Origin of the sequence: Bacillus sp. ES1-5 (assembly GCF_022487605.1) — a bacterium.
Classification (GTDB): Bacteria; Bacillota; Bacilli; order Bacillales; family Bacillaceae_G; genus Bacillus_A; species Bacillus_A wiedmannii.
The window spans coordinates 162,813-175,389 of the sequence record NZ_JAKVPU010000011.1; the positions used below are offsets into that span (position 1 = coordinate 162,813).

A 12,577-nucleotide genomic window follows, 5' to 3' on the forward strand; every position below is an offset into this window, starting at 1 on the left:
TGTATGAAAACGTTTTTTATACAGGTGAATATACTATAGAGAATAATGTGTTACTGTATAGAGCCTTGCTGATAAGAAAAGCCTTATCATTTGCAGCTCGTTTCATTTAACTTTAAGAATGATGGTGATTTTTTTATGTTGAAAGTAAAACGTCCATTTGATGCCTATTTAGATGAAATGAATAAAATTACAATTTTGCTCCCACATGCGTATGGAACAAGCCGGACATTTCGTTTGCAAGAAGGAAGTAACGTGAAAGATTTACCGATTTCTCATACAATTGCGCTTCCGGATGCAACGAAGTATGAGTGCTTTATAGAAGAGCCGCTAGATGTGGGGAAGTATTATACAGTACGAGATGAACGGAATGAAGAAACAGATTTACAAATAGGTGCTGTCATAAGAACAGCGATTTTCGATGAAAAGTATTATTACGAAGGTACAGATTTAGGAGCCGTGTATCAAAAAGAAGCAACTACATTTAAAGTATGGGCTCCAACTGCGAGGCTTGCGAAAGTAAGGATTTATAAAAGTGATAAAGAATATACCGATCATGAAATGCATAGAGGAGAAAATGGGGTTTGGACTCATATATTACAAGGCGATTTAGCCGGAGCAAAGTATACATTTCTTGTTTGTATTAATTTAATATGGAATGAAGCGGTGGATCCTTACGCAAAGTCAGTGACTGTAAATGGGAAGTACGGCGTGATTATTGATTTGGAAAAGACAAATGTAAAAAAACGAGGGCAATTACCACCATTACACGCAATGACAGATGCCATACTGTATGAACTGCATATTCGTGATGCTACTATTCATCAGGGCAGTGGAGTGAGTAAAAAAGGAACATATAAGGGGCTAATGGAAGAAGGAACAACAGGGCGAAATGGGACGTTAACAGGCTTGTCCTATATAAAAGATTTGGGTGTTACACATGTTGAATTATTGCCTTTATATTGTTTCGGTGGTGTAGATGAGGCGCATCCTTCCTCTGCATATAATTGGGGTTACAATCCGTTATATTACAATGCGCCAACGGGATATTATGCTACAAACCCTTCTGATCCGTATAACAGGATAGTAGAGTGTAAACAGTTGATTGAAACATTTCATGAGCACGGCATTAGGGTAATTATAGATGTTGTATATAATCATGTGTATGAAAGAGAGCTATCATCATTTGAAAAGCTTGTCCCAGGATATTATTTTCGTCATGGTGAAGATGGTATGCCTTCTAATGGGACGGGAGTCGGAAATGATATAGCATCTGAACGGAAAATGATGAGGAAATTTATTGTAGAGTCTATTTTATATTGGCTTACTGAATACAATGTTGATGGATTCCGATTCGACTTAATGGGAATTTTAGATGTTGATACAATGAATATAATAGAAAAAGAAGTGCGAAACATAAAGCGAGATGCATTGTTATTAGGAGAAGGGTGGGAGCTACAAACACCACTTCCTCTAGAGGAAAAAGCAACGTTAAATAATGCAAAGAAAATGCCGCATATTGCGCAATTTAATGATCAATTTCGTGATGGGATAAAAGGGAGTACCTTTCATATAAATAAGCGTGGTTTTGCATTTGGTGGGCATGTAGACTGTAATCATTTGCAGTATATAGCATCGGGAAGTCTTTTGAGTATGAAAGAAACAGGTCTGTTTCTAGAGCCTGTGCAAAGCATTAACTATGTAGAATGTCATGACAATATGACGATGTGGGATAAACTAATGCGGAGTAATGAAGAGCCAGAAGAGATTTTGAAAAAACGTCACCTTCTAGCGAGCGCAATGGTGATTCTTTCGCAAGGCATTCCTTTTTTACATGCTGGGCAAGAGTTTTATCGTACGAAGCAAGGAAATGAAAATAGTTATAATGCAAATGATGAAATTAATCAATTAGATTGGGATCAAAAAGAGGAAGAGATAGAGACCGTTAACTATATAAAAGGTTTAATTGCGATTCGCAAAGAGCACAGAGCATTCCGATTACAAAACGCAGACCTTATAAAAAAACACATGACTTTTTTGCAAACATCTCCAGAAGTACTTGCATATCACCTAGAGCATGCAGAATCATTTGGACCGTGGAAAGAGATTATAGTTTTATTTAATAGCGGTTTAGAAGCTAAAACGGTGCAACTTCCGAAAGAAGAAACGTGGCATGTGTTAGTAAACGAAAAGCAAGCGAAAATAGAGCCAATTTCTTCATTTAGAGGAAAGGAACTTAGGCTCGCTCCGATTAGCACGTATATATTGACGATAATGTGACAAATCGCTACTTGACGATGAGAATGTAATAAATGTAGAATTGACAAAGGTGACGATTTTGATAAGTTGTCATTCTATGACTGGTTTTGTAAAATAAAATAGAGAATTTTTGGCTTATGCCAAGTTTTCTTTTCATTTACAGTAAAATATATGAATCCACAACATGTGTAGAAATGTTGCGGTTTTTCTTTTCATAACTATAAAAGATAAGGATTTGTTAACGGGTAATGAATATGGAATGGTTGGAACAATTATTAGGAAAAGAGTGGAGTCTTGTACCGGCTGGTGGAGTAACGGGCGATGCGTATATTGCGCAAAACGGACAACAGAAGTTATTTTTAAAGCGGAATACATCGCCCTTTTTAGCGGTATTGTCAGCAGAAGGAATTGTTCCAAAATTACTTTGGACAAGAAGGGTAACGAACGGTGATGTAATTTCTGCTCAAAAATGGCTTCCGGGACAGAAGCTAGAGCCAGAGGATATGAAACTAGAACGTGTTGCGAAACTTTTGAAGAAAATACACTCCTCTAAAGCACTTGTACAGATGATTCAAAGACTTGGGAAGCAGCCGCTTCACGCACAAGAGTTATTACAACAACTGCAACTTGTTTTAAGAGGAGATATAAGGGATGATGAAACAATTCAGCAAGGTCTTCAATATTTAATGGATTCATTAAAAGATATTGAATACAATGAATTCGTTGTATGCCATTGTGATGTGAACCATAACAACTGGATATTGTCGGATGAAGATGAGTTGTTTTTAATTGATTGGGATGGAGCCGTAATTGCTGACCCAGCTCTAGACCTCGGTATGTTATTATATTGGTACATTCCGCGCCATGAATGGAGCGAGTGGCTCGAATATTATGATATTGAAATGGATGAATCGCTGCTTAGGCGTATGAGGTGGTATGTAATAGCACAAACGATTTTGTCTATGCAATGGCACACAACAAAAAAACAGCAAGCAGAAGCTGAATATTGGCATCAATATTTACAGCAACTACTTGCTTCAGAGTAATATTTAAGAAAAATTGTCCATTCCAGCAATCCACTGAGTAAGTTGTTCTTGATTATTGGAAATGTGGTTGTCCAAATTAGAGGAAGATTTACCCGATTGACTATAAGAATATACATCGTTTAGCATTGTTTTAGCGTCACTACTTATACTATCGTTTGCGAGTAACGATTGAATGAGACGCTCTAATTGCTCGCATTCAGAAACTGTCCCGCAACAATCACTTTGGTGATTGACTAAAATATCTTTCAGCACTTCTAATTGATGTTGTTGATTAATTGGCATGAACGGATCATCCTTTCGATTGTTTTTCTCTTCAAATGTACGAGAAAAAGCTGTTTCGTCATGGAATGTTTAATGCTGTATGTAGTTTTTATCAAAATGGTACATCTTATACTTGAAAGAAACGGACCGAGTGCTCGTACGTACTTGGTTTTTTGTTTGGGAGATTGATTAAAACAGAGAGAAGGAATTATTCCTTTAAAATAGCTATGTAAAGAGAGGGAAACATCTATGCGTTTAAGACATAAACCATATGCAATGGATCGAATTAATGAGTATTCACATATCGTAATCGGAAACCCAGAGGAGCGCGCTGGTAACTGGAAAGAAGTATTTGGAAATGAACAACCAATTCATATTGAAGTAGGTACAGGTCGTGGCCGCTTTATGTATGATATGGCAAAAGCAAACCCACATATTAATTATATTGGAATTGAAAAATTCACAAGTGTTGTTGTAGATGCACTTGATAAATTAATTGAAGAAGAAGTACCGAACTTAAAGTTAATTAATAAAGATGCTGAAGATTTAACAGTGTTCTTTGCAAAAGGTGAGATTGACCGCGTTTATTTAAACTTCTCAGATCCATGGCCGAAGAATCGTCATACGAAGCGTCGTTTAACGTATAAAACATTTTTACGCAATTATGAAGAAGTGTTAGTAGAAGGCGGAGAAATTCATTTCAAAACAGATAACCAAGGTTTATTTGAATACTCTCTAATGAGTATGGCTGAGTATGGTATGTTATTAACTTACCTGAGCCTAGATCTTCATAATAGTGATTATGAAGGAAACATTATGACAGAATACGAAGAGAAATTCTCAAGTAAAGGTCATCGTATTTACCGAGTTGAAGCAAAATATCGCACAGAGCCTATGCAGTAATGCATAGGTTTTTTGTAACTAAAATAATCGGAATTTTATGTTAATATTAAAAGGAAAGGGGGATGAAAAATGGAACAGTTACAAATTGGAGATATAAAAGTGACGTGGCTAAAAGGCGGGAACACACATTTAGATGGAGGAGCAATGTTTGGTGTTGTACCGAAAGTACTTTGGTCACGTAAATATAAACATAATGATACAAATCATATTTATTTACGAACAGATCCGTTACTTTTGCAAACGAAAGACGGTAATATGCTCATTGATTCCGGAATAGGAAACGGTAAATTGAATGAGAAGATGAAGCGAAATCAAGGTGTAACAGAAGAGTCAGCGGTTTATAAATCATTAGAAAAACTAGATTTAAAACCTGAAGATATTCAGTACGTCTTAATGACACACCTGCATTTTGATCATGCATCTGGTTTAACGAAATGGGAAGGGGATCACCTTGTACCATCGTTTCCGAATGCAAAAGTGTATGTAAGCGAAACAGAATGGAATGAAATGAGGAACCCAAATATCAGGTCGCGCAATACATATTGGAAGGAAAATTGGGAGCCGATTGTAGATCAAGTTGTTACATTCCAGCAAGAAATAGAAATTACGGATGAAATAAAAATGGCGCATACAGGTGGTCATAGTGATGGACATGCAGTTATTGCTTTAGAAAGCAAAGGTGAAACGATGCTTCATTTAGCAGACCTATTGCCGACGCACGCACATCAAAATGTACTATGGGTGATGGCCTACGACGATTATCCGATGACATCGATTGAAAATAAGCAAAAGTGGATGAAGTACGGCGCTGAAAACGATGCTTGGTTTACGTTTTATCATGACGCGTATTACCGTGCAGTAAAGTGGAATGAGGAAGGACATATTGTAGAAAAGATAGAGCGGAAAACGAGTATAGAAGCATAAAAAGAGGAGGTTGTTCTAGAAACCAGTCGGGGCAGCCTTTTTATTATTTTCGTTTTTTGTCGGTAAGTCGATATAATTTCAATTACTATCCACAATTAAAAAATAAGAGGTTCACCTAATGGGAACCCTCCTTTTTATGCTGCTATAACCTCTAAAACAGTACCTGTTTTAGCATCAACTAAAAATTCAAATCGTTCTTGTATATCATCTAACATCGTTGTAAGACCGCCGCGATAAACTTCGTATGCGACATCATATTTTTCAAATGTCTCTGGAACCATATGTACCCAAGAGCCAGTAATTTCACCTTTATGACTTAATGCTTGTTTCACCATTTTCAATGCTTTTTCTGAAGAAATATGGGATTGTTCTTGTACTTTGTTTGCAACAAGATAACCAGCTGCGAACCCAACGCCAAGACCTGCTACTAAACCTTTCCAGCTCATATATTCACCTCAATTCTATAAAATAAAAATAGTGTACCAATAATAATTATAAAGCAAATACAGCTAAAAAAGAAGAAACTAGAAACATTTCGAAAATTTCGTTACAATAAAAGAGGTATTCTACTAAGGTTTGAAAGAAGGGGACTTCGTGAATAAAGAGACATTACAATTATTTCGTACGTTAACAGAATTACAAGGTGCATCAGGTTTTGAACATGATGTACGCCGTTTTATGAAGCAAGAATTAAGCAAATATGCGGATGAAATTGTGCAAGACGGTTTAGGTAGCGTATTTGGTCTGAAAAAAGGGGACGAAACTGGCCCACGTGTTCTTGTAGCAGGTCATATGGATGAAGTAGGTTTCATGGTTACGCAAATTACGAAAAACGGGATGCTTCGTTTTCAAACGTTAGGCGGCTGGTGGAGTCAAGTGTTATTAGCGCAACGTGTACAAGTTATGACGAAGAATGGTCCTGTTATTGGGGTTGTTGGTTCTATTCCTCCTCATTTATTAAGTGACGCGCAACGTGCAAAACCGATGGATATAAAAAATATGTTAATTGATATAGGTGCAGATAGTTATGAAGATGCGATTGAAATTGGTGTAAAACCAGGACAACAAATCGTGCCAATCTGCCAGTTTACACCGATGGCAAACGAAAAGAAAATTATGGCGAAAGCTTGGGACAACCGTTACGGATGTGGTCTTGCAATCGAATTATTAAAAGAATTAAAAGACGAAACATTACCAAACACATTATACTCTGGTGCGACTGTACAAGAAGAAGTTGGTCTTCGCGGTGCACAAACTGCTGCAAATATGATTCAACCAGACATTTTCTATGCGCTTGATGCAAGTCCAGCAAACGATGCATCTGGTGATAAAACGCAGTTCGGTCAATTAGGAAAAGGTGCTCTTCTTCGTATTTATGATCGTACGATGGTAACACATAGAGGAATGCGCGAATTCATTTTAGATACAGCAGAAACACACAACATTCCGTACCAATACTTTATTTCACAAGGTGGCACAGATGCGGGCCGTGTACATACAAGTAACTCAGGTATCCCATCAGCAGTAATTGGTGTTTGCGCACGTTACATTCATACACATGCTTCTATTTTACATGTTGATGATTATGCGGCAGCAAAAGAACTTATTACGAAGCTTGTAAGAGCAACGGATAAAACGACGTTAGAGACAATTAAGAATAACGCGTAGAGAAGAAGGGCTGAAGAGCCTTTCTTTTTTTAGGTGGGAGAGATACCCTATCGATGAGTGGTGGCCGTGCTCCCATGTATAAAGAGTAATTTGATTAAGGTAAGATGATGAATGTATATAGAGGTGAAAGAAATGAAAGTAGTAGTTGGATCGAAGAATAAAACGAAAGTTGGTGCTGTGGAGAAGGTTTGGAAAGATGCTACAATTACATCTCTTTCTGTTCCTTCAGGAGTAGCAAACCAGCCGTTTACAGATGAAGAGACGATGCAAGGAGCGGTTAATAGAGCGAAGCGAGCGCTACAAGAAGGAGAAGCTCAAATTGGTATTGGATTAGAAGGCGGCGTAATGAAAACGGAGCACGGTTTATTTATGTGTAACTGGGGCGCACTAGCAACAAGTACCGGTAAAATATTCGTTGCAGGCGGTGCACGTATTAAGTTACCAGATGATTTTTTAGCACCTCTTGAAGAGGGCAAGGAGTTAAGTGAAGTGATGGAAGAGTTTGTACAGAGAAAAGATATTCGTAGTCACGAAGGTGCCATCGGTATCTTTACAGATGATTATGTCGACCGCACGGAATTATTTGTACACGTTGTTAAGTTACTTGTTGGGCAATATAAGTATGATGAAAAGCAAGCATAAACCTTGCACCATACGCGATGTATGGTAGTATAAAAGAAAGATTATAACATGAAAAAAAGCACTCGTTAGAGGAGGAAATATAGATGAAATCATTAGAAAGCATGGAGCAATTCCAACAATTGAAAAATGAAGAGAATGTAGTCTTTATGTTCTCAGCAGAATGGTGCCCAGACTGCCGTTTTGTAGATCCATTTATGCCAGAAGTAGAAGAAAAATATAGTGATTTCTCATTTTACTATGTAGATCGTGATGAGTTTATTGATCTATGCGTAAAAATAGACGTATTTGGCATTCCGAGCTTTGTAGCGTACAATAAGGGTGAAGAAACAGGTCGCTATGTAAACAAAGATCGTAAAACACAAGAACAAATCGAAGAGTTTATTGAAGGTTTAAAATAAGGCAATTTGCCAATTGAATTGTAAAACAACCTCTACCTTCGCGGGGGAGGTTATTTTTTTGGAAGGGAGGAAAAAGAGATGAAGATGACAAGTAAAAAGATGAAAGACGAGTTAATGAAGAAATTATCTCGCCCAGAATGGGACTTTCAGTATGATAGCGAGAAAGAAGTTCTACGTATAGAACAAAAAGACTCGAAAAAGGGTATTAACGTATCGCTTCCAGGAGTTGTGGCAAAATGGGAAGTGAATAAAGAAAAAGCAATTGAAGAGGTTGCCTATTACGTACAAGAAGCGTTAATTGCGATGCATAAAGAAGAAAATAGCGCAGCGAAAATTTTACCTGTTATTCGCTCTACTTCTTTCCCGAAACAAGCAGAAGAAGGAAATCCGTTTATTATGACGGATCATACGGCGGAAACACGTATTTACTACGCATTAGATTCGAATAAAACGTATCGACTCATTGATGAGCGTCTATTACAAAAATTAGAACTTACAGAGCAACAAGTGCGTGAAATGGCATTATTCAACGCTCGCTCATTAGGTTATGAATTTAAACAAGAAACAGTAGCAGGGAATACATTCTACTTTTTAAACACAAACGATGGGTATGATGCGACTCGTATTTTAAACGAATCGTTACTACAATCGATGCGTGAAAAGATTTCTGGTGACATGGTTGTTGCTGTTCCTCACCAAGATGTATTAATTATTGCTGATATCGTCAACGAAATCGGTTATGATATTATTGCACAAATGACAATGAAATTTTTTGCCGAAGGGCATGTTCCGATTACATCACTTTCATTCGTATATGAAGATGGGGACTTTGAACCAATCTTTATTTTAGCGAAGAATCGGAAGAAGACAGATGGAAAAGAGAAAGGATGAACGAAGTGAACGTTTTTTACAACCTTGAAGGAATTGGTGACACTTTAATTGTTGCCTTACAAGATATTACTTTAGAGAACCGTACTTTTGATCGCAAAGGAGATGTTGCACGCGTATACGATCGTGAAAGCAATGTAACAGCAGGATTCAACATCTTTAATGCGTCTTCTTACTTAGAGGTAAAAGAAACAGGTAACCTAACATTAACGAAAGAATTTGTAGAAAAAATCAACGGAATTTTAGCGAAGAACGGCTTTGAAGAAACGGTAGAAGCAGATCTTTCTCCAAAATTTGTTGTAGGCTATGTAGCTGAAAAAGAGAAGCATCCAAATGCTGATAAGTTAAACATTTGTAAAGTAGAAATCGGTACAGAAACATTACAAATCGTATGTGGCGCACCGAACGTTGATGCAGGACAAAAAGTTGTCGTTGCAAAAATTGGCGCTGTAATGCCAAGCGGTATGCTAATTAAACCAGCTGAACTTCGCGGTGTTCCTTCTTCTGGAATGATTTGCTCAGCACGTGAATTAGAGCTTCCAGATGCTCCACAAGAAAAAGGTATTCTTGTATTAGAAGATAGCTTTGAAGTTGGACAAGAATTTAAATTTTAATTGATGTTAAGAAAAGAGAGGTTGTCCTTTTGGATGGTCTCTCTTTTTATTTTTTATTTTTTGTAAATCGATATTCTATGTCGAACCGTTAATATATTTAGAGTTACGATAGATATATTTGAAAAATCGTTAATATTATGAGGATGTCACCTTTTTTCATAAAATCTATATTGTATTTTATAGACAATCTAGTTAAAATTTAGAAAAATAGAAGGGGATAGACGTATGAAAAAACAACTAAAAATCGCAGAACTTCTGAAACGAATTGAAACTTCAAAACAGCAAGATATCGAATTAGGTTCTTATGAAATCTATTTGTTTAGTGAAAATGAATTAGAAAAAGGACAAATCGGTTACCGATATGATAAACATAAAAATTCATTAATAAGTGAAGAACATGGAAAATGGAAAGAGGAATGGATTGCTATCGGATATGAAACAGATATGGGGGATCCGGTTTTCGTAAGTGTGGCTGATGATACTTATCTAGTTTATACTGCAGAGCGTGGTACAGAAACGTGGCAACCCGTTCATATTGGAAATATGGATGAGATTATAAAACAATTATAAGAAAAACTTTGAGACCGGTGCAAAGTGATGGGAGAAAAAGATGAAGTATATAAAAATAATGAGCATGATTGCATTCATTGGAATATATATGGGAGGCTGTTCGCAAGAAGAGCCGAAAAAAGAAGTAACATCTTCTATGCAAGAAACAAACAAAGATAACAGGGAAGACGCACCGGTAGAAAAGCAGCAAGAAGAACAAGAAAAGAAAGAAGAACCGCAAGCAGTCCAAACGAATGAGCAAGTGGAGCATAAGCAGGAGGAAGTGCCGGCCGAGGAAAAGAAAGAGGAAGCTACGCCAGTGCAGCCAACAGAGCAACCGCTGCAAAATAATGAACAAAAAGTAGAGAGTAATGAAAAACAAGGAAATTTTCTTGTTGTTATTGATCCAGGGCATCAACAAAAAGCAGATTTAAATTTAGAGCCGATTGGGCCAGGAGCAACGACGCAAAAATATAAAGTGACAGATGGTACAACTGGTGTTGTGACGAAAAAAAGAGAGGCTGTTCTCGTATTAGAAATGGCTTTCGTATTAAAAGAAAAGTTAGAAGCAAAGGGAATACAAGTATTAATGACAAGAACGTCACAAGATGTGGATATAAGTAATAAAGAACGCGCGACATTTGCGAATGATCATAAGGCGAATTTGTTTTTGCGTCTTCATGCAGATGGTTCTGAAAATCCGAATCAAAGTGGATTTGCTGTATTAACACCGGCAGAAGGAAGTCCGTACACGAAAGAGATTTATGCTGAAAGTCTTCAAATCTCTCAAACGATTGTAAATAAAATGAGAGAGAATCAGCAAGTGAAAGTAAATGGAATTAAATTCAGGGATGATCTTTCTGGATTTAATTGGGCAAAGGTTCCTGGCGTACTATTAGAACTTGGATTTATGTCAAATCCTGAAGAAGATAAAAAATTATCTGACCCACAGTATGTAAATTCTTTATTGCAAAGTGTAACGGATAGTGTAGATGAGTATCGGAAGAGTAAAGCTTAAACGCAGTCTTACATGGAAGGCTGCGTTTTTCCATATGAAAACACTCGTAAATTAGAATGTTATGGATAAATATGACATGCTTAATTTTACCTGCACTTTTTGCCGAATGCTGATACAATAAAGGATGTTACTATTTAGTAGAAAGAGTGGTAAGCATGTTAGATTGGATGAAAAAGCTGTTTAACAAAGAGGAAGAACAAACAGCGATAAATAAAGAAGTACCAAAGCAAATCGAAAGTCAGCCGAAGATCCCTCGTGTAAACCACTACACTGAAGCAAGAGAAGCACAAATGGCAAGTCGGAATGCAGGTAAATGCCGTTTTCCATTAGTACCGGATAATGGGTTCGATGAAGAGGATGTTATAGCAACAGGGCATTTTGAAGAACAACCTGTTCAAGTTGTAACATATGAAAATCAGCCTACTCAAAGAGGGGTCAAAGTGGAAAGAAGTAGACGACAGTATGTGGAAAAGGTAGTTTCTACATATGAAGAGCCGGAAGTACAATATGAACCGGAGAGAGAGCCTGTCGTAAAGAAAGCATCTGCACCTTCGCAAGAAAGTAACCGTAGACCATTTCGTCCAACAGAAATGATCTCGCCAATTTACGGATATAACCGTCCTTCTGTAGAGAAAAAGGTAGAAAAGCAGGAGGAAAAAAAGGAAAGAGAAGATCTTGAAATATCTGTAGAGGGCAAATCAGTCGTTGATGCATGGTTAGAGAAAAAAGGATATACATTATCTGATTTCTCAGAAGGACAAGCAACGAATTCTTCCGGTCATGAAGGAGTTGATCAGCGAGGTCAACAGAGTAAAAAGGAAGAAAAGTCAGTTGTCGATCAATGGCTAGAGAAAAACGGTTACGAAATTGAACGCCAAGAGCCTATTGTAGAAGAAAAAGAAGTGGTTCAAGAAATTAGTGCACAGCAGGCAGTTCCAGCGGGTGAAGTACCTCATCAAACAATTGCTGAGCGTATGGAAGATGCTAAGCAAGAAAGTGATGTAGTGGCCAAAAACATTCTACAAACGGAATTAGTAGATTCTAAAGTAGAGCACGAGGATACAATATTATCAGAAGAAACTAAACGTAATACAGAAATAGAACAACCTACTATTGAAGTAGAAAAACAAGCACCGGAAGAATCAGTGATTGTCAAAGCAGAAGAAAAACTTGAAGAAACAATCATCGTGGAAATACCAGAAGAAGTGGAAGTAATTGCAGAAACAGAAGAGCGAGAAGAAGTGGAAGTAATTGCGGAAACAGAAGAGTCAGAAGAAGTGGAAGTAATTGCGGAAATAGAAGAGCGAGAAGAAGTGGAAGTAATTGCGGAAACAGAAGAGCGAGAAGAAGTGGAAGTAATTGCGGAAACAGAAGAGCGAGAAGAAGTGGAAGTAATTGCGGAAACAGAAG

The 12,577-nt window shown here is 37.3% G+C and carries 13 protein-coding genes and 1 pseudogene; 12 read left to right on the top strand and 2 right to left on the bottom strand.

Features of this window, described 5'->3' with window-relative positions:
• Window positions 1–135 precede the first annotated feature (135 nt).
• The gene (gene pulA, locus MKO96_RS25840; RefSeq protein ID WP_240589103.1) at window positions 136–2,277 is read left to right on the top strand and encodes a type I pullulanase; all 2,142 of its coding nucleotides are present in this window, start codon (window positions 136–138) and stop codon (window positions 2,275–2,277) included.
• A gap of 227 nt (window positions 2,278–2,504) precedes the next feature.
• Window positions 2,505–3,302, top strand: a complete 798-nt coding sequence (locus tag MKO96_RS25845) for a phosphotransferase family protein (RefSeq protein ID WP_002008769.1) — start codon at window positions 2,505–2,507, stop codon at window positions 3,300–3,302.
• A 3-nt stretch (window positions 3,303–3,305) separates the two neighbouring features.
• On the opposite strand, the gene MKO96_RS25850 is transcribed toward MKO96_RS25845, so the two are convergent.
• Window positions 3,306–3,584, bottom strand: coding sequence for a YtzH-like family protein (locus tag MKO96_RS25850; protein WP_001122237.1), 279 nt, complete (start codon window positions 3,582–3,584; stop codon window positions 3,306–3,308).
• A gap of 228 nt (window positions 3,585–3,812) precedes the next feature.
• On the opposite strand from MKO96_RS25850, the gene trmB reads away from it, so the two are divergent.
• Window positions 3,813–4,466 carry a tRNA (guanosine(46)-N7)-methyltransferase TrmB gene (gene trmB, locus MKO96_RS25855; RefSeq protein ID WP_001239384.1) on the top strand — a complete coding sequence of 218 codons (654 nt, stop codon included), beginning with the start codon at window positions 3,813–3,815 and terminating at the stop codon, window positions 4,464–4,466.
• 69 nt (window positions 4,467–4,535) lie between these two features.
• Window positions 4,536–5,390, top strand: coding sequence for a YtnP family quorum-quenching lactonase (locus tag MKO96_RS25860; RefSeq protein WP_000436842.1), 855 nt, complete (start codon window positions 4,536–4,538; stop codon window positions 5,388–5,390).
• Window positions 5,391–5,524: 134 nt separating this feature from the next.
• Here MKO96_RS25860 and MKO96_RS25865 read toward each other — a convergent pair whose 3' ends face one another.
• The gene (locus MKO96_RS25865; RefSeq protein WP_000118541.1) at window positions 5,525–5,836 is read right to left on the bottom strand and encodes a PepSY domain-containing protein; all 312 of its coding nucleotides are present in this window, start codon (window positions 5,834–5,836) and stop codon (window positions 5,525–5,527) included.
• A gap of 148 nt (window positions 5,837–5,984) precedes the next feature.
• Here MKO96_RS25865 and MKO96_RS25870 point away from each other — a divergent pair, with 148 nt between their 5' ends.
• The 8 genes and pseudogenes from MKO96_RS25870 to MKO96_RS25905 form a co-directional block, all read left to right on the top strand.
• Window positions 5,985–7,058 (top strand): M42 family metallopeptidase, encoded by a 1,074-nt coding sequence (locus MKO96_RS25870; RefSeq protein WP_240589104.1) that lies wholly within the window; start codon window positions 5,985–5,987, stop codon window positions 7,056–7,058.
• A 132-nt stretch (window positions 7,059–7,190) separates the two neighbouring features.
• Complete coding sequence (locus MKO96_RS25875; protein WP_240589105.1) at window positions 7,191–7,700, top strand: DUF84 family protein; 510 nt, start codon at window positions 7,191–7,193, stop codon at window positions 7,698–7,700.
• Window positions 7,701–7,783: 83 nt separating this feature from the next.
• Window positions 7,784–8,098 carry a thioredoxin family protein gene (locus tag MKO96_RS25880; RefSeq protein WP_087982483.1) on the top strand — a complete coding sequence of 105 codons (315 nt, stop codon included), beginning with the start codon at window positions 7,784–7,786 and terminating at the stop codon, window positions 8,096–8,098.
• Window positions 8,099–8,176: 78 nt separating this feature from the next.
• Window positions 8,177–8,989: a DUF1444 domain-containing protein gene (locus MKO96_RS25885; RefSeq protein WP_000784602.1), complete on the top strand. Its 813-nt coding sequence runs from the start codon at window positions 8,177–8,179 to the stop codon at window positions 8,987–8,989.
• Window positions 8,986–9,600, top strand: coding sequence for a YtpR family tRNA-binding protein (ytpR, locus tag MKO96_RS25890; RefSeq protein WP_001006767.1), 615 nt, complete (start codon window positions 8,986–8,988; stop codon window positions 9,598–9,600). Before MKO96_RS25885 ends, ytpR begins: the two co-directional genes overlap by 4 nt.
• A 225-nt stretch (window positions 9,601–9,825) precedes the next feature.
• A complete protein-coding gene (locus tag MKO96_RS25895) occupies window positions 9,826–10,170 on the top strand; it encodes a thiamine transporter (protein WP_240589106.1) in 345 nt (114 codons plus the stop codon).
• 40 nt (window positions 10,171–10,210) lie between these two features.
• Window positions 10,211–11,167: an N-acetylmuramoyl-L-alanine amidase gene (locus tag MKO96_RS25900; RefSeq protein ID WP_240589107.1), complete on the top strand. Its 957-nt coding sequence runs from the start codon at window positions 10,211–10,213 to the stop codon at window positions 11,165–11,167.
• Window positions 11,168–11,322: 155 nt separating this feature from the next.
• Window positions 11,323–12,577: pseudogene (locus MKO96_RS25905) on the top strand (DNA translocase FtsK); the annotation flags it as partial.

Coding starts and splice junctions, on each gene's coding strand:
- pulA (WP_240589103.1), top strand. CDS start 136: ATGTTGAAAGTAAAACGTCCATTTGATGCCTATTTAGATGAAATGAAT.
- MKO96_RS25845 (WP_002008769.1), top strand. CDS start 2,505: ATGAATATGGAATGGTTGGAACAATTATTAGGAAAAGAGTGGAGTCTT.
- MKO96_RS25850 (WP_001122237.1), bottom strand. CDS start 3,584: ATGCCAATTAATCAACAACATCAATTAGAAGTGCTGAAAGATATTTTA.
- trmB (WP_001239384.1), top strand. CDS start 3,813: ATGCGTTTAAGACATAAACCATATGCAATGGATCGAATTAATGAGTAT.
- MKO96_RS25860 (WP_000436842.1), top strand. CDS start 4,536: ATGGAACAGTTACAAATTGGAGATATAAAAGTGACGTGGCTAAAAGGC.
- MKO96_RS25865 (WP_000118541.1), bottom strand. CDS start 5,836: ATGAGCTGGAAAGGTTTAGTAGCAGGTCTTGGCGTTGGGTTCGCAGCT.
- MKO96_RS25875 (WP_240589105.1), top strand. CDS start 7,191: ATGAAAGTAGTAGTTGGATCGAAGAATAAAACGAAAGTTGGTGCTGTG.
- MKO96_RS25880 (WP_087982483.1), top strand. CDS start 7,784: ATGAAATCATTAGAAAGCATGGAGCAATTCCAACAATTGAAAAATGAA.
- MKO96_RS25885 (WP_000784602.1), top strand. CDS start 8,177: ATGAAGATGACAAGTAAAAAGATGAAAGACGAGTTAATGAAGAAATTA.
- ytpR (WP_001006767.1), top strand. CDS start 8,986: ATGAACGAAGTGAACGTTTTTTACAACCTTGAAGGAATTGGTGACACT.
- MKO96_RS25895 (WP_240589106.1), top strand. CDS start 9,826: ATGAAAAAACAACTAAAAATCGCAGAACTTCTGAAACGAATTGAAACT.
- MKO96_RS25900 (WP_240589107.1), top strand. CDS start 10,211: ATGAAGTATATAAAAATAATGAGCATGATTGCATTCATTGGAATATAT.